This window comes from Cryptosporangium sp. NPDC051539 (assembly GCF_044454545.1).
Classification (GTDB): Bacteria; Actinomycetota; Actinomycetes; order Mycobacteriales; family Cryptosporangiaceae; genus Cryptosporangium.
The window spans coordinates 668,528-684,295 of record NZ_JBITDV010000002.1 but is presented as its reverse complement, the minus strand read 5'-3'; the positions used below and the strand labels follow the sequence as shown (position 1 = coordinate 684,295).

16 protein-coding genes are annotated in these 15,768 nt (G+C 70.5%); 3 read left to right on the top strand and 13 right to left on the bottom strand.

What is annotated here, in order from left to right:
* Positions 1-21: 21 nt before the first annotated feature.
* A complete protein-coding gene (locus ACIBZJ_RS09175; RefSeq protein ID WP_395927291.1) occupies positions 22-222 on the bottom strand; it encodes a hypothetical protein in 201 nt (66 codons plus the stop codon).
* Positions 223-265: 43 nt separating this feature from the next.
* On the opposite strand from ACIBZJ_RS09175, the gene ACIBZJ_RS09170 reads away from it, so the two are divergent.
* Positions 266-970, top strand: a complete 705-nt coding sequence (locus ACIBZJ_RS09170; RefSeq protein WP_395927289.1) for a GntR family transcriptional regulator — start codon at positions 266-268, stop codon at positions 968-970.
* On the opposite strand, the gene ACIBZJ_RS09165 is transcribed toward ACIBZJ_RS09170, so the two are convergent.
* From ACIBZJ_RS09165 to ACIBZJ_RS09145, 5 genes are read right to left on the bottom strand one after another with little or no spacing between them, the layout of a single operon-like run.
* Entirely contained in the window at positions 915-1,787 is an 873-nt protein-coding gene (locus ACIBZJ_RS09165) for an enoyl-CoA hydratase-related protein (protein ID WP_395927287.1), read from the bottom strand. The two genes, ACIBZJ_RS09170 and ACIBZJ_RS09165, sit on opposite strands and share 56 nt — an antisense overlap.
* Positions 1,784-2,314: a flavin reductase family protein gene (locus ACIBZJ_RS09160; RefSeq protein ID WP_395927285.1), complete on the bottom strand. Its 531-nt coding sequence runs from the start codon at positions 2,312-2,314 to the stop codon at positions 1,784-1,786. Before ACIBZJ_RS09160 ends, ACIBZJ_RS09165 begins: the two co-directional genes overlap by 4 nt.
* Complete coding sequence (locus ACIBZJ_RS09155) at positions 2,311-3,039, bottom strand: ABC transporter ATP-binding protein (RefSeq protein WP_395927283.1); 729 nt, start codon at positions 3,037-3,039, stop codon at positions 2,311-2,313. Before ACIBZJ_RS09155 ends, ACIBZJ_RS09160 begins: the two co-directional genes overlap by 4 nt.
* Positions 3,036-5,798, bottom strand: a complete 2,763-nt coding sequence (locus ACIBZJ_RS09150; RefSeq protein ID WP_395927280.1) for an ATP-binding cassette domain-containing protein — start codon at positions 5,796-5,798, stop codon at positions 3,036-3,038. The genes ACIBZJ_RS09155 and ACIBZJ_RS09150 overlap by 4 nt, the downstream gene beginning before the upstream one ends.
* On the bottom strand, positions 5,795-7,039 hold the full coding sequence (locus tag ACIBZJ_RS09145; protein WP_395927278.1) for an ABC transporter substrate-binding protein: 1,245 nt from the start codon (positions 7,037-7,039) through the stop codon (positions 5,795-5,797). Before ACIBZJ_RS09145 ends, ACIBZJ_RS09150 begins: the two co-directional genes overlap by 4 nt.
* A gap of 84 nt (positions 7,040-7,123) precedes the next feature.
* On the opposite strand from ACIBZJ_RS09145, the gene ACIBZJ_RS09140 reads away from it, so the two are divergent.
* Positions 7,124-7,891, top strand: a complete 768-nt coding sequence (locus ACIBZJ_RS09140) for a hypothetical protein (protein ID WP_395927276.1) — start codon at positions 7,124-7,126, stop codon at positions 7,889-7,891.
* Here ACIBZJ_RS09140 and ACIBZJ_RS09135 read toward each other — a convergent pair.
* From ACIBZJ_RS09135 to ACIBZJ_RS09105, 7 genes are all read right to left on the bottom strand, one after another.
* Positions 7,875-9,020: an acyl-CoA dehydrogenase family protein gene (locus ACIBZJ_RS09135; RefSeq protein WP_395927274.1), complete on the bottom strand. Its 1,146-nt coding sequence runs from the start codon at positions 9,018-9,020 to the stop codon at positions 7,875-7,877. The genes ACIBZJ_RS09140 and ACIBZJ_RS09135 overlap by 17 nt on opposite strands.
* 1 nt (position 9,021) lies before the next feature.
* Complete coding sequence (locus ACIBZJ_RS09130; protein ID WP_395927272.1) at positions 9,022-10,215, bottom strand: acetyl-CoA acetyltransferase; 1,194 nt, start codon at positions 10,213-10,215, stop codon at positions 9,022-9,024.
* The gene (locus ACIBZJ_RS09125) at positions 10,212-11,624 is read right to left on the bottom strand and encodes an OB-fold domain-containing protein (RefSeq protein WP_395927270.1); all 1,413 of its coding nucleotides are present in this window, start codon (positions 11,622-11,624) and stop codon (positions 10,212-10,214) included. The genes ACIBZJ_RS09130 and ACIBZJ_RS09125 overlap by 4 nt, the downstream gene beginning before the upstream one ends.
* A gap of 90 nt (positions 11,625-11,714) precedes the next feature.
* Entirely contained in the window at positions 11,715-12,731 is a 1,017-nt protein-coding gene (locus tag ACIBZJ_RS09120) for an LLM class F420-dependent oxidoreductase (RefSeq protein ID WP_395927268.1), read from the bottom strand.
* Positions 12,728-13,123: a MaoC/PaaZ C-terminal domain-containing protein gene (locus tag ACIBZJ_RS09115; RefSeq protein ID WP_395927266.1), complete on the bottom strand. Its 396-nt coding sequence runs from the start codon at positions 13,121-13,123 to the stop codon at positions 12,728-12,730. Before ACIBZJ_RS09115 ends, ACIBZJ_RS09120 begins: the two co-directional genes overlap by 4 nt.
* Positions 13,120-13,569 carry a MaoC family dehydratase N-terminal domain-containing protein gene (locus ACIBZJ_RS09110; protein WP_395927264.1) on the bottom strand — a complete coding sequence of 150 codons (450 nt, stop codon included), beginning with the start codon at positions 13,567-13,569 and terminating at the stop codon, positions 13,120-13,122. Before ACIBZJ_RS09110 ends, ACIBZJ_RS09115 begins: the two co-directional genes overlap by 4 nt.
* Entirely contained in the window at positions 13,566-14,498 is a 933-nt protein-coding gene (locus ACIBZJ_RS09105; RefSeq protein WP_395927262.1) for an SDR family oxidoreductase, read from the bottom strand. Before ACIBZJ_RS09105 ends, ACIBZJ_RS09110 begins: the two co-directional genes overlap by 4 nt.
* 158 nt (positions 14,499-14,656) lie before the next feature.
* On the opposite strand from ACIBZJ_RS09105, the gene ACIBZJ_RS09100 reads away from it, so the two are divergent.
* On the top strand, positions 14,657-15,766 hold the full coding sequence (locus tag ACIBZJ_RS09100; RefSeq protein WP_395927260.1) for a TetR/AcrR family transcriptional regulator: 1,110 nt from the start codon (positions 14,657-14,659) through the stop codon (positions 15,764-15,766).
* Positions 15,767-15,768 lie beyond the last annotated feature (2 nt).

The following is a 15,768-nucleotide window of genomic DNA, read 5'->3' as shown; positions in this document are numbered from 1 at the left end:
CCGATCTACCTACACACCTACCTAGGTGCGCCGGGCCAGCATCTCGACGAGGGGCCGGTCCGACGTGCTGTGCTGATCCTGGACAACTGCGAGCACCTCGTGGCGCCGGGAGCCGGCTCGGACCGCCGACGCCCGCATGGCCCACATCCGGAGAAGCTCGCGTTCGGCAGCCGGGCTCAGGTAGCGGCCCGGGCGACGGAACGTCGTCCACGAATCTGACATATGCTGTATCAGACAAGGGGATTCAGCGGGAGGTAGGCGTTCGATGATCGAGCGGCCGGACAACCTGACCGAGCTCGTCTTCGCGGCGATCCGCCGACGTCTCGTCGAGGCGAGCCTGCCGCCGGGCAGCTCGGTCAGTGAAGCGATGCTCTCCAAGGACCTGCAGGTCAGCAAGACCCCGGTCCGTGAGGCGCTGCTGCAACTGCGTCAGATCGGGCTGGTGGAGTCGACCGGGCGCGGCCTCCGCGTCGTCGTGCCGACCGCGCGGATCATCCGGGACGCGTTCGAGATGCGCGCCGGGCTCGAGGCCGCGGCCGCGCGCTACGCGGCCGAACGCGCCACCCGTGAGCAGACCGCCGAGCTGCTGGAACTCGCGCAGGCGTCGGTCACCGCGGCCGGCGACTTCGAGGCGTTCCGCGAGGCCGACACCGCGTTCCACCTGGCCATCGCGGCCGCCGCCGACAACGTCATGCTGCACCGGGCGGTCGAGGACGCGGTCGTGCTCACCCAGGTCCTCCGCCAGCGAGACATCCACGTCGAGCGCGATTTCGGCCCGGACGGCAAGGAGCACGTCAGCGTCGCACGAGCGCTCAAGTCCGGCGACGGGGCAGCCGCCGCCGACCGGCTCTCCGGGCACATCCTGCGGATCATGGAGCAGTTGCTCCAGGCCTTCGCTCAGGACACCGGACCGGTCAGCGGAACCCCTCTTCGCGCGCCGGACCGTCTCGCCACTCCAGCGCGGTCTTGAGCCCGCCCTCCCGGAGCTTCCGCGCGAAGTCCCGGGCCCCTGGCCGCAGCGCTCCGCTGAGCGAGTGCATGGCCCAGGCCTGGTTGAAGTGCGTCCGCATCCCCATGATCTCGTAGGCCTGGTTGACCGATTCCTTGTTGGCGGCGAGCAGTGACGGCGCGATGTGGCTCATCGCCCGCAGCTCGCGCATCGTCTGCTCCTCGAGCTCGCCAGCCGGGAACGACTTCGCGACCCAGCCCATCGCGGCCGCCTCGGCGCCGGTCACGCTGTTGCCGGTGAGCTGGAGGTACTTCGCCTGGGCCATCGTCATCTTCCAGGGGAAGTACGGGATGTCGGGCGAGGTCATGCCGCGCATCGGTGGGTAGCCGATCTGGGCGTCGTCGGCGACGAACGCGATGTCGCACAGCGACATCAGCTCGGAGCCACCGGCCAGGCAGTGGCCGTGCACCATCGCGACCACGGGTTTCAGCAGCTCCCAGACGTTCATCCAGTCCCGCAGGCAGCTACGCGCCCACTGGTCGGTCCAGCCGTCGAACTCCTCGGCATCGACCCATCGATCCGGACGGGTCCCGTCGTCCCAATAGGACTTCGACCCTCGGCCGGACAGGGCGTAGCCCCCGGAGAACGACGGGCCGTTGGCCCGGATCAGGACGACGGTGACGTCGTCGTCGCTCTCGGCGCTCCGGAGCGCGTCGACGATCTCGCGGCGCATCCGGAACGTGAGCGCGTTGCGCCGCTCCGGCCGGTTCAGCGTGATCGTGGCGATCCGATCGGCCACGTCGTAGAGAATTTCTTCCCTGGCTGCGTCGGGGCTCACGTGATGTCCGCCTCGCCGAGCGGGCTCAGGGTGGCGAACGCGCTGTCGTGGAAGACCAGCGGCGTGACGTCGGCCGACACGCTGAGCGCGCGGATCCGGAGCAAGACCATCGTGTGGTCTCCGGCCGGTGTCTCGCTCTCGGGGACGCAGTCGAACCGCGACACCGAGTTGGTCAGGAAGACCGCGCCGCCCTCGGTGAGGTTGCCGAGGTCGATGCCGGTGAACCGGTTCCCCTCCCGCGCGGCCAGCTGACGGGCCTCGAGATGCTGGTCGGCGGCGAGCACGCTGACGCCGAGCGACGGGAGCTCGCGGAGCACCGCCCACGTGCGTGAGCTCCTCTGGATCGCCACCCCGATCAGCGGCGGGTCGAGCGACACCGGGACGAACGCGCTGACCGTCATCCCGACCGTCTCCCCGTCCGGGGTCGTGCCGCACACCGCGACGACGCCGGACGGGAACGTGCTGAACGTCCGGCGCAGCACGTCCGGCGTCGGATGGGTGTCGTTGACGTACCGGGTTTTCCTCACACCAGCCCCTCGGCAACGGCGGTTTTGTCTCCCAGGTAGCTCGCCTCGAGCAGCTCCGCGTCGCGCCGGAGGTCGGCCGCGGTGCCCTCGGCGACCACCGAGCCGTGGGCCATCACGTAGCCGCGATCGGCGACTGTGAGCGCGGCCAGGATGTGCTGCTCGACCAGGAGCACGCCCATCCCCCGCTCGTCGGCGATGGTCCGGACGATCGGCAGCAGCCGTTCGACGATGATCGGCGCCAGGCCGAGGCTCATCTCGTCGAGCAGGATCACGTCCGGGTCGGCCACCAGCGCACCGGCGAGGGCCAGCATCTGCTGTTCGCCGCCGGAGAGGAGGCCGGCCCGCCGTCCCCTCAGGCCGGTGAGCACCGGGAAGTGCGCGAGGACGTCGTCGACCGACACACGCGAACGGCGGTGCCGTCGCAGCCGGAGGTTCTCGGCGACGGTCAGCCGGTAAAAGAGCCCGCGTCCCTCGGGCACGAGCGCGAGCCCGCGCCGGGCCACCACGTGCGCGGCCGCCGGAGCCGGTTTGCCGCCGACGAGCACCGAACCACCCAGCCGCGGCAGGGCGCCGGCGATCGTCAGCAGCGTGGTGGTCTTGCCGGCTCCGTTGGCGCCGAGCAGGCAGACCACCTCGCCCGCCGAGACGGTCAGATCGAGGTCGCGGACAACCGGGAGTTTCCCGTAGCCGCAGGTGAGGCCCTTGGCCTCGATCAGGACGGTCACGATTCCACCCCTTCCAACGTCTGCCGGCCCAGGTAGGACTCGAGGACGCGCGGGTCGGTGCGGACCGCCTCGGGAGTCCCCTCGGCGATCTGCTTGCCGAACTCGATGACGTAGACCCGGTCGCAGACGCTCATCACCAGGTGCATGTCGTGGTCGATGAGCAGACAGCCGACGCCGGTCCCGGCGATCCGGCGCAGCTGGTCACCGAACGCGAGGCTCTCGCCGCTGTCGAGCCCGGCGGCCGGTTCGTCCAGCAGCAGCACCTGCGGCTCCATGGCCAGCGCGCGGGCCATGCCGACCGCCTTCTGCCGTCCGAGCGGCAGCTCCGACGGTTTGCGCCCGGCGACGTCGGTCAGCGACATGATCGTCAGCGCCCGTTCGACCGCGGCCGACGGCGGGGTGCTGGGCCGCACGACGTCCCGGAGCATCCCGGTCGCTTCGTTGCCGGTCTCGCTGGCCACCCGGACGTTGTCGGTCACGGTCAGGTCCTCGAAGAGCTCGCCGGCCTGCCAGGTCCGGACCAGACCTCGTCGTGCGCGCTCGTGTGCGGGCCGCCGGTCGAGGCGGTCACCGGCCAGGTCCACCTCTCCGGAGCTGGGGGTGAACCCGGTGAGTGCGTCCACCAGGCTCGTCTTGCCTGCCCCGTTCGGACCGATGAGCCCGACGATCTCGCCCGCACGCACCTCGAGGCCGACGTTCGACACGGCTACGACACCGCCGTACCGGACCGTGATGCCCCGGGTAGAGAGCAGCACGTCACCGATGGGCTTCGCGGCCGGGATCTCGGCGGCGGAGGGCGCGACGGCGGGGGCCGGGATCTTCCGGGGCGCGTACCGCGCGCGGAGCTTCTCGTAGTCCGACCGCGTCTTGCCCGCGATCCCGATCGGGTTGAACAGGACCGTGAGGATCAGCGAGAGGCCGGTGAGCAGCGTGTAGTAGCTGCCCAGGTGGAGGTTGCGATCCATGAACACGTAGACGACGCCGAGGCTCGCCGACAGCCCGGCCAATAGCGCGCCGCTGACGCTGGTGATGCCGGACAGGTAGGACACGGCGAGGAACGACAGACCGATGAACACCCCGAACGACTCCGCCGACAGCTGGCCGCGGCTGTAGCCGATGAGGCCGCCGCCGAGGCCGGCCAGGAACGAGGAGGCCGCGAACGCGGCGAGCTTCACCCGCGGCACGTTGATGCCGATCGCCGCGGCCGCCCGCTCGTTCGAGCGGATCGCCAGCATCGTGCGTCCGGTGCCGGCCCGCATCAGGTTTCCCACACAGACGAACGCCACGACGACGATGACGAGCACGGTCACACCGAAGGGCAGCCGCGCGATGTCCTGACCACCGCGGACGGACAGATTCAGGCCGAACAGCGACGGGTCGGGGATCAGGTTCGCGGCGGCCGAAACGAGCTTGGGGTTTGCGAACACGAAGTCCTGGAGCGTGAGCGCGGCCGCCAGCGTCACGACGGCGAGCTGGGCACCCCGGATCCGCAGGGCCGGGATCCCGACGAGGACGCCCGCCACCGCGGCCAGCGCCGCCGCGATGAGCAGCGACAACGGGAACGGCACCGCGTTCCCGAGCTTGGACAGCACGAGGCCGGCGACACCCGCGAACGCCGCCTGGGCCAGCGAGATCTGGCCGAGCAACCCGGTCAGCAGCACCAGCGACAGCGCGATCAGCGAGATGGCCAGGCTGGTGATGACGCCGAACCGGTAGGTGCCCGACGTCAGGACGAGAGCGGCGAGGCCGAGGACCGACCAGAGCACGATCGTCCGGGGGCGGTTCCGCGGGACCAGCACGGCCGGGAGCGAGGACCGCACGTCGTCGCCCCGGGTGGGGATCGCCCGCCCCAGCACGAAGAGCGCCACGACGATCACCACGAACGGCACGACGTTGGTCAGCCCCTGCTTCGCCCAGTCCGGCCACCAGTCCTTGGTCTGGGACAGGTACTGCAGCTCGGACTGGACCACGCCGAGCGTCAGGGCGCCGATCAGGCCGACGCCGAGCGAGCTCAACCGGGCCAGGAGCGCGCCGGCGAGGGCGGGGACCACCAGCAGCGGCATGGTCGACGGCGACAGCGTGCCGGTGGCCGGGCCGGCCAGCACCAGGATCAGCGCGGTGAACATGGACGCGACCGTCCACGTGACCAGGCCGGTCATCGTGGGTGAGAGGCGGGCGAACCCGGCCGCGCGCTCGTTCTCCGCGGAGGCCTGGATGGCGAGCCCCATCCGGGACTTCTTGAACCACACCGCGAGCGCGACCGACAGCACCACGGTGATGGCGATCAGCCAGAGCCGGTCCTTCGCGACGTTGACGCCGCTGAGCCGGACGACGCCCTGCGGGAGCGTCACCGACCGGAGCAGCGGGATCGTGCCGTACTTGAGCCCGACGACGGCCTGGAGCGTGAGCAGGATGCCGACCGCCGCGACGACCTTGGCCAGCGGCGGCGCCTTGCGCAGCGGCCGGGAGATCGCGACTTCCGTCAGGGCCCCGAGGAGGCCGGCGACGGCTACCGCGATCGCGACGGCCAGCGCGGTGGGCACCTCACCGACGTCGAACGAGGGAAGCCACGGGATCGGCAGCGTCAGACGTTCGTGCCGCAGTTCCTCGTAGACGTACATCGGCACCGCGGCCATCGCCGCGGCGGCGAAGTTGATCATGCCGGTGCCCTGGTACGTCAGGACGACCCCGAGGGTCAGGGCGGCGTAGACCGCCCCGACTCCCAGGCCGAGCACGAGGAAGAGCAGGAACTGGGTCACGGCAGGACCGCGGCGATGTCGACCGGCTGGTCGGGCAGCGGCGCGAGCTTGCGGTCGGCGCCAGGGGTGGCGTAGATGTTCCCGGTGCCGCACGCGGTCGTGCCGGGCCAGGAGGGCTTCGTGCAGTCCCACCCGTTGGTCCGGAACGGCTGCCGGTCGCCCTTCGACGTGGCCAAGCCGGTGTGCACGGCGGCGGCCGTCAGCGGGTCGGTCTTGGCGCCGATGTCGCGGAGTACCTCGGCGGCGATCACGGCGGTGTAGAAGCCGGTCTGGCGCTGGCTGACGCTGCCGCCCTTCGGCAGGTCGGCCGTGTAGGCGGTGAACGCATCGATGTCCGGCCGGACGGCGGCCGGAATGTCGGAGAACTCCGACAGGTAGTACGGCGAGATGAACAGCACCTTGTCGAGCACGCTCGGGTCGAGCTGCGGAATGATCTCCGTGTTGGACCCCGCGGTCACGTAGCCGGTGAATCCCGCCGACCGGAACGCCGGCACCGCGGCCAGGGCGTCGGCGGCGACGAACGTGCTGATCGCGTCCGGCTTCCAGGCGAGAATCGTCGCGGACTGGACCGTCCAGTCGGCCTGCGCCGGCACGTAGAACACCTTGGTCTGCAGCCCCAGCTTGACCCCGGCCGGCTGGATGAGCTTGTCGTAGGTCTCGTGGCTCGCCGGTGCGTCCACCATCACGACGGCGACCTTCGAGGCCTTGAGGTTCTTCAGCTGGACGAGGTTGGCGGCGTACCCCTCTTCCGCCGATCCCTGCATGAAGAACGCGTCGCCCACGGCGGCGTCCACGCCCGGGGTCAGCGGGAAGCTGCCGAACTCGGCGAGGCCGGCCGACTTGAGCACCGGGAGCATGGCGTCGGCGCCGAAATCGGCGCCCTGGACGGCCAGCACGGCCTTCTGCTCGACGAACTGGTTGGCGCAGTTCACGGACGCCTCGGGGGTGCCGTCGGTCTTGCAGGAGATCGCCTTGAGCAGGTGACCGTCGATGCCACCCAGCCGTTCGTTGACGTACTTCACGCCCGCCTCGAAGCCGAGCCGGACGTCGGCGAGCGAGATCGAGCCGCCTTCGAGATTGTGGAACCCGACCGTGACGGGGGTCTTCGAGCTGTCCGCGGCGGTACCGGACGGCAGATCCGTGCTCGCGGTCGGCGTGCCGGCGGAGTCGCCTCCGCACGCGGCGCTGACAGCGAGCAGACCCGCGAGGGCGATCCCCGCCGCGAACCTCTTTGTTCTCACGGTGTCACCTTTCGATTCACCAGCACTGGGCACCGTACGGTACATGAGATATCGTACGCCGCACTAGATCTGAGTGGAGGACCCATGAAGACACTCCGGGTCGCGCCCGATGGGGCGGGAAACCCCCGGCTCGAGTCGCTGTCCCTGCCGTTCGCCTCGGCGGGGCCCACCGCCACCACCGCGGACCGCGAGGCCTCCCCCGACCCGGGCACGGCGACCGCGGTGCGCCAGGCGCGCGCGGTGACGCTCCCGGCGGGCCGGACCGAACCGGCCGGTGAACGCCGGCTGTTTCTCGTGATCGCGGGCGTCCTGGACGTGACCGTCCCGCACATGCATGCCCGGCTGGGCCCGGGAGACGTGCTGTTCCTCGACGCACCGGCGGAGATCCGCGCGGCCACGCCGTGCTCCTACCTCGAGGTCGAGGTCGATCCGGGCTGGCTACCAGTCGGCACGGTGCCTCCCGCGCTCGAGGAAGGCCGACGGTCGGCGGCGGCCGCGCCCCAACTACTCCGGATGTTCTCCGACGGCGAGGTCGCCCATCTGGCGACGTTCGACGAGCTGTTCGCGCCCGCACCGGCGCAGGACGTCACCGCGCTGAGTTTCGTCTGCCTGTCACCGTCGATGACCTCCGACTGGCACACCGAGGCCAGCACGAGCCTGCTCGTTGTCCTGGCCGGCGGGTTCGAGGTGGAGGTCGGCGGGAGGGGCGGGCGCCGGACCCTGCGGGCGGGCGACCTGTGCCTGGTCGAGGACTACGAGGGCCAGGGCCACAAGAGCTCGTCGGACGGCGAGACGCGGTTCGCTGTCCTGTCCCTCCCACGAGACCACGGGTGGGTCACATCGCCTTGCTGATCACCGACTTCATGACCTCGCTGGTGCCGCCGTAGATCCGGGTGACACGAGCGTCGGCGTACAGCCGGGAGATCGGGTACTCCCTCGTGTACCCGTATCCCCCGTGCAGTTGCAGGCACTTGTCGATGACCGTTCCCTGGACCTCCGAGCAGAACAGCTTGGCCGCCGCGGCGTCCGCGGGCGTCAGCTCGTCCGTCTCGTCGAGGGCGAGACACGCGTCGATCAGCGCTTGCGCGGCGAGCACCTGCGTCCAGCACTCGGCCAGGACGAACTTCGTGTTCTGGAAGCTGCTCAACTGCCGGCCGAACACCTCCCGTTCGCCGACGTACGCCTTGGTCATCTCGACCGCGCCCGCCGCGGCCGCATAACTCCCCAGCGCGATCGAGAGTCGCTCTTTGGCCAGGTTGCGGGTCAGATACTCCCACGCCAGGCCCTCCTCGCCGAGGAGCTCCGCGCGGGGCACCCGGACGTCGGTGAAACTCAGTTCGACGGTGTCCTGCGCGTGCAGACCGATCTTCTCGATCCTGCGTCCGACGCCGAACCCCGGCGACGAAGCGTCGACGAGCAGGATCGAGAGGCCTCGGCGCCGGTCACCTCCGGTCGCCGGGGACGTGCGGCAGACGACGAGCACGAGGCCCGCGTTGAAGCCGCCGGTGATGAAGGTCTTCGCGCCGTTCAGGACGTAGTGGTCGCCCTCGAGCCGTGCGGTGGTGCGGAGAGCAGCGACGTCCGAGCCGGCGCCGGGCTCGGTGATGGCGATCGCGGCCATGCATTCGCCGGTCGTGTAGCGCGGGAGCCAGCGCTCCTTCTGCTCGTCGGTCGCCAGTTGCAGCAGGTACGGCAGCACCAGATCGGTGTGGATGCGCAGCGCCCCCAGCGTGACGCCGAACCGGCCGGCTTCCTCGGAGATGACCGCGCTGTACCGGAGGTCCTCCACGCCCGCGCCGCCGTAGGCCTCCGGAACCCGCATACCGAGGATGCCCAGCTCGCCCAGGCGCCGATAGAACGATCGTGGTGGTGCGCCGGCAGCCTCCCAGTCGGCGTACTGAGGGACGACCTCGTTCTCGATGAAGCGGCGGACGACCAGCCGGAACTGCTCGTGGTCGTCGTCGTAGATCAACCGGCGCACGTCAGCCCAGCTCGCTTCCGACGATCGCCACGAACGACACGCAGTCACCGGGCGCGCCGCCGAGGTTGTGGGTGAGGCCGTAGCGGCGGCCCTTGGGCTTGATCTGCCGGTCGGACGGAGCCTGCCCGCGCAGCTGGAGCCAGCACTCGAAGAGCATGCGCAGCCCGGAGGCGCCGATCGGGTGGCCGAAACTCTTCAAGCCGCCGTCCGGGTTGACGGGGAGCTCGCCCTCCAGCGCGAACCGGTCGGCCATCGCGTCCTTCCACGACTCGCCCCGCCCCGAGAACCCGAGATCCTCCATGAGAACCAGTTCCGTGGGGGTGAAACAGTCGTGCACCTCCGCCATCATCAGCTCGGCCGCCGGGTCGGTCACGCCGGCTTGCGAATACGCCTCGGCCGCCGAGCGCACGACCTCCTCGAAGCTCGTGTAGTCGTAGCCGGGGTCGATCGGCCCGGTCCCCGGACCGGCGACGAACGACAACGCCTTCACGTAGAGGGGCTGGTCGGTGTAGTTCAGCGCGTCCTCGGCCCGCACGATCAGCGCGGCGGCAGCGCCGTCGCTGACGCCGGAACAGTCGAAGACACCGAGGTCCCCGGCCACCGGCGGAGCCGACGCGATCTTCGACTCCGGCACCTCGGACCGGAACTGCGCCCGCGGGTTCCGGGCGCCGTTCCGGTGGTTCTTCCACGCGACGTGCGTCATCGCGGCCTTGAAGTCGTCGCGGCTGACCCCGTACTTCGCCGAGTACGCGGGCGCCAGGAGCGAGAAGCGGGCCGGCGCGGTCACCGTCGTACTCGTGCCGTCCGACGGCGGGTTCGCGCGGGTGAGGCCGGAGTAGCCCGAGTCCTTCAGCTTCTCCACGCCGAGCGCCATCACGACGTCGTAGGCACCGGACGCCACCGCGTAACACGCGTTGCGGAACGCCTCCGATCCGGTCGCGCAGAAGTTCTCGACCCGGGTGACCGGCTTGTAGTCGGTCTTCAACGCGCTCGACAGGACCATGCCGGAGAAGCCGCCGTTCATGGTGCCGAGCCAGTACGCGTCGACGGCGTCCTTGTGCACGCCGGACGTCTCGAACGCCTCCGTGGCCGCGTCGACCACGAGGTCGGCCGTCGACGATTCCCACCGCTCGCCGAATCGTGTGCAGCCCATTCCGACGATCGCGACCCGATCCTTGATGCCGTGTGAGGTCATGAGGCGGCTCCTTCCGAGCTGGGGCGGGCTTTCCAGAAGTAGTTGTGGATCCCCGCGGTGGTCGACATCCGGCGGAACGTCATCTCGACCCGCCGTCCGACCGCGACGGTCGACGCCTCGATGTCGGTGAGCTCGCAGAGGTACCGGCCTCCACCGTCGAAGTCGAGTGCGGCGGCGATGAGCGGCGGCGCGGGCGAGAACGCGAGATGGTCGACGGTGAAGGTCGCGATCGTGGCCCGCGTGCCGGCCAGCGATCGCCGGGTCATGCGGTCCTGCGTCGCGCATCGCAGGCAGACCCGCTGTGGTGGCAGGTGCCGGGTGCAGCAGGCGTCGCACTCGCTGCCGCTGAACGAGAACTTCCATTCGAGCTGACGGTTCGTCGCCGGTGGCACAGCGCGGTCGGGGTCGGGGCGGCGTGGCTGCTGACGTTCGATCAGCCCGCGCCGGCTGAGGAAGTCGACGTAGCCCACCCGCCCGGTGCCGCGGGCGATCTCGGTGGCCACCGCGACGGACGGACGGTGCGCCTCGGTCATCCGGAAGACCAGGGTGTCGGCTCCGTCGGCCAGCACGGTGAGCACGACGACGTCACCGGGCTTCGCGTCGTCGAAGAGCGCGGCGAGCAGGACGCCGCAGTGCGCGGTACCCGCGTTGCCGATCGTGGACACCAGGTCGTCGTGCCGGCGGTCGGCGGGTATCCCGAGCCGGGCGGGCAGCTTGCTCGCGGCGCGCGCGGACAGCCCGGTGACGGCGCTGTGGGCGATCTCGCCGACGGCGACACCGGCCTGCTTCAGCGCGTCGCCGAACGCCGCGGCCCCGAGCTCCAGATAGATCTCCTCACCGAAACGCTCTTCCCAGGTCGAGCTCCAGGGTGCGCCGGGCTCCCGCCACCGATCGAGGAACTCGCGGCTCGCGGATCCGGCTCCGAGCAGTTCGGCCACCAGCGGCACGTCCGGGCCACCGAGAACGAAGGCCGCCGCGGCGTCGCCGCCGGTGGCCTCGTCGACGCTTCCGGACGGCCCGGTGCGGAGATCGGACAGCGCGACGAGCGTCGCGCCCGGCTGGTACATCGCCGCCAGCAGGGCGGCGACTCCGGACCGGACGCCGCCGCAGGAGTCGGCGACGCGCACGGCCTGATCGAGCCCGAGCGCCGCGTGCACCGCGCTTGCGTTGGTCTTGTCGGCGTAGACCGGCGTGGACGTCGCGAGCACGACGCCGGTCAGCGGGGTCGTGCCCGGCAGCGCCCGCCGGCTCGCCTCGACCGCGAGCGTGGTGGTGTCCTCGTCGTAGCCGGCCACGGCACGCGTCCCCTTCCCCGCGCGGGTGCCGGTAGCGGCGCCGATGGCGGCGTGCTCGAGCCGCCAGTACGGGATGTAGACGCCGTAGTCGGATACGCCGATCGAGTCGGCCATGGAACCTCCTGGGTAACGTCTTTTCGTTAACGTAGGTCAACTGAATTCCGACACCAACGGCCGTGTTCCGCCTAGAAGGACGGCATTCTGTTAACGCTCGTTGAAGACATCGGCGGCGACTGTGACAGCCGTCTCGTCGCCCCGCACCACCAGGGTCGTGACGAGGGACTCGCGCCACGCCTCGGACTCTTCGCGGATCTTCGCCGGTGGGCCCACCAGCGCGACCCGTTCGACCAGCGCGAGGGGCACGGCGGCCGTGGCCTCGGCTTTCCGGCCGTCCAGATACAGATTTTGGATGCGCTCGCAGTCGGCCTCGAAGCCGAGCCGCACGAAGACGTCGTAGTGGAAGTTCTGCTCCTTCGGGCCCATGCCACCGATGTAGAGCGCGAGCCGGGGCCGGACGGCGTCGGCCGCGCGGCCGACGTCCTCGTCGACGACGACGTCGACCGGGCAGACGACCTCGAACGTCTCGGCGGTGGCCCGAGCGTCCGGGCGGGCGAACCCGGCGGCCAGGCTCGCCCGGTGCTGGGCGTCGTCGTACGGCGAGTAGAACAGCGGGAGCCAGCCGTCGGCGATCTCGGCGGCGAGCGCGACGTTCTTCGGCCCCTCCGCGGCCAGCAGGATCGGCAGCTCGGGCCGGCGGGGATGGATCGTGGACCGCAGCGACTTCCCCGCCCCCGTCGGCAGCTCGTAATGCCGTCCGGTGAACCGGACGACCTCGCGGCGCAGCGCCTGCCGGACGATCGCGACGTACTCCCGGGTGCGTTCGAGCGGGCGCTGGTAGGGCCGGCCGTACCAGCCCTCCACGACCGCCGGGCCGGAGGCGCCCAGGCCGAGGACGAATCGGCCGTCACTCAGATGGTCGAGTGTCATCGCCGCCATCGCGGTCGCCGTCGGCGTCCGCGCTGCCATCTGCAGGATCGCCGTACCCAGCCGCAGTCGTCGCGTCCGGCTGCCGAGCCACGCCAGCGGGGTCAGCGCGTCCGAGCCCCAGGCCTCCCCCGTCCACAGGGAGTCGTATCCCCGGTCCTCGGCGAGCTCGACGAGGTGGGCCTGACCGGGCGGTTGCGCGGCACCCCAGTACCCCAATCCCAGACCGAGCTTCATTCGACCCTCACTCGCGCCGAGCCGGACAGCGTGACGGTTCCGTCGTCCAGCCGGACGACGAGGTCGAGCTCGGCGACCCCGCCGGACACCGCGGTCATCACCCCCTGGCAGATCGGCACGGACAGCACCGGGGTCATCGCGGTGAAGCGCACGCGCCAGCTCAGCAACTGCGCCTGCGAGCGCCAGCCGGTGAGCACCCGGCCCAGGTACGCCATCGAGAGCATGCCGTGGGCGATCACGTCGTCGAAGCCCGCGAGCCGGGCCGCGTCGACGTCGATGTGGATCGGGTTGTGGTCGTGCGACGCACCGGCGAACAGCGCCAGCGTCGTCCGGCTGATCGGCGGCAGCGTCAGAGGACCGATCCGCGCGCCGACCGTCGGTTCGGTACTCATCCGGCCGGCCGCCGGATCGCCACCTGGTTGACCAGTTCGGCCACCGGCTCGCCCTGGCGGGACACGCTAGTGGTCCGGGTGAGGAAGGCCAATGCGCCGCCCTTCTTCTCGTAGTAGTCGGTGATTCGGGGGGTGAACTGCAGCTCGTCGCCGGCGAAGGCCAGCCGGTGGTACTCGAAGCTCTGCCCGGCGTGCAGGAGTTGCGACTGCTGCGCGCCGGCCACCCGTAGCGCCGCGTGCGGATCGGGGCGCTGCAGTTCGAGGCTGAAGAAGAACGTCGGCGGCACCAGCAGATCGGGGTAGTTCGCGGCGCGCGCGCCGTCGATGTCCACGTAGACGGCGGCCCGCTCACCGATCGCTTCGGCGAAGAATTGGAGCTGACCGCGTTCGACGACCACCGAGAACGGCGTGAGTTCGGTGGCCAGGAGCGCCTCCCGCAGGGTCATCGGGCCGCCTCGTCCCGGCGTTGCTTGGCCTGCAGCGAGGAGACGAACTCCGGTGCGCCCGCGGGCAACTCGCCGAGAGCCTCGCGGAGTTCGTCCACCGTCCAGCGGCCGGCCTTGTCGAACGTCCGGGCCTCGCTCCAGCCCTGCTGCCAGCCGATGTGGCCGCCGACCACGACAAACACCTGGCCGGACAGCCGGCAGTCCGGCGCGGCCAGCCACGCCACCAGCGGCGAGACGTTGGCCGGGTCCCACTCGTCGAACGCGTCGCCGGCGACGTCCAGGTTCTTCGCGAACTCGGGCGACGCGAGCGTCAGCCGGGTGCGCGCCACCGGCGCGATCGCGTTCACCCGCACGCCGAATCGCTCGAGTTCCCGGGAAGCGACCTGGGTCATGGCCGCGATCCCGGCCTTGGCCGCCGCGTAGTTCAGCTGTCCCGGGTTGCCCCGCAGGCCCGACGGCGACGACGTGTTCACCACCGCGGCGTTGACCGGTTTCCCGAGCTTCGCCTGCTCGCGCCAGTACGCCGACGCGTGCCGCAGCGGGCAGAAATGGCCCTTGAGGTGCACGTCCATGACCGAATCCCACTCGGCCTCGGACATGTTCACGGTGAACCGGTCGCGCAGGATGCCGGCGTTGTTGACCAGGACGTCGAGCCCGCCGAACGTCCGGACGGCGAGATCGACCATCGCCGCCGCGCTGTCCCAATCGGACACGCTTCCGGTGTGCGCCACGGCCCGGCCGCCGATCGCCTCGATCTCGGCGACCACGTCGTGAGCCGGAGTCTGCTCCGCCGCGGACCCGTCCGAGCCCGATCCGTTGTCGTTGACCACGACGTTCGCGCCCAACCGGGCCAGCAGCAGCGCGTGCTCGCGGCCGAGCCCGCGACCGCCACCGGTGACGATTACTGTGCGTCCCAAAAAAGTTGACATGCGTTAGCTCCGCTGGTCGTTTCACACGGGAAGCCATGCTCAAAAGGCAACGGTGTAGGCTTCTCAAGAGCCAACCGGCTACGCATGGCGGGTAACAGCGATGCTAACCCGGCCTCAGTTCAAGACGCAATGATCGTTAACTCATCGGAGGTGGGACGGTGGCGTCGGAACCGCAGCAGCGCCGCACGGAGATCCTGGCCGCCGCGGCGCGGTTGTTCCGCCGGCGCGGCTTCGCGCAGGTCGGCATCGACGACATCGGCGCCGAGGTCGGCCTGAGCGGTCCCGCTCTCTACCGCTACTTCGACAGCAAGCAGACGCTGCTGGCCGAGATCATCATCGGCCACCTCGACCGGATCGATTCGCGGGTCGACGCCGAGCCGGTTCCCGCGCTGGTAGCTGCCGCTGTGGAAGAACCGGACGCTATGTACGTCATGGCGAGATATCCCGGGGTGCTGGCGGGTGATCCCCTCGTCCAGGTGCGCGAGCGTCGTGCGCGGTTTGAGTCCGCCTGGGATTCGCTCCTCCTGCCGTTCGACGAGGGAAGCACCGATCAGTTGCGGAGACAGGCGATCGCCGGACTGCTGACCCACCTGGCGCTGGCGCGTTCGGGCTCGCGGGCCCAGCGTGCCACCGTGGCCCGCCAGTGCATCGACGACCTGCTCTCCATCCGCCTCCAGCCAGCACGAGCCCAGCCGGAGGGACAGTCGCCGCTGCGTCACGTCAATCGCCGGGAGGCCATCCTCGCCGTGGCGATCCCGCTGTTCTGCGAGCGGGGCTACGCGGCTGTATCGCTGGCCGACATCGGGACACCGCTGGGCGTCACCGGCTCCGCCGTCGCGCGGCAGTTCGGCAGCAAAGAGGATCTGCTGGCCACCGCCTTGCTGCGCGGCAGCGAGCAGATCTCCGCCGGGATCGCGCTCGCGCTGCGGCGGTCGGCGTCGGCGGATGAGGCCGCCCGGGAGATGCTCGCCGGCTATGTGTCGCTCGCCGTCGACTTCCCGGAACTCGTCGTCGTGCAGAACATCGAGCCGTATGCGCTGTCCGAGCGCTACCGGTCCGAACGACGCAAACGGCATCGTGGCTACGTCGACGAGTTGGCGCACGTCGTCGAACTCGCCGACCCCCGGAACGGCAAAACGGCGAGCCGGCTGAGGGCCGGCGCCGCCTTCGGCGCGCTCAACGAGGCGATCGTGGGCGCCGTGCGGGCGCGGAGCGCGGTGGACGCCGCCGATCTGCTCCGGATCGCATCGGCGGTCGCGCTGCCGTAGGC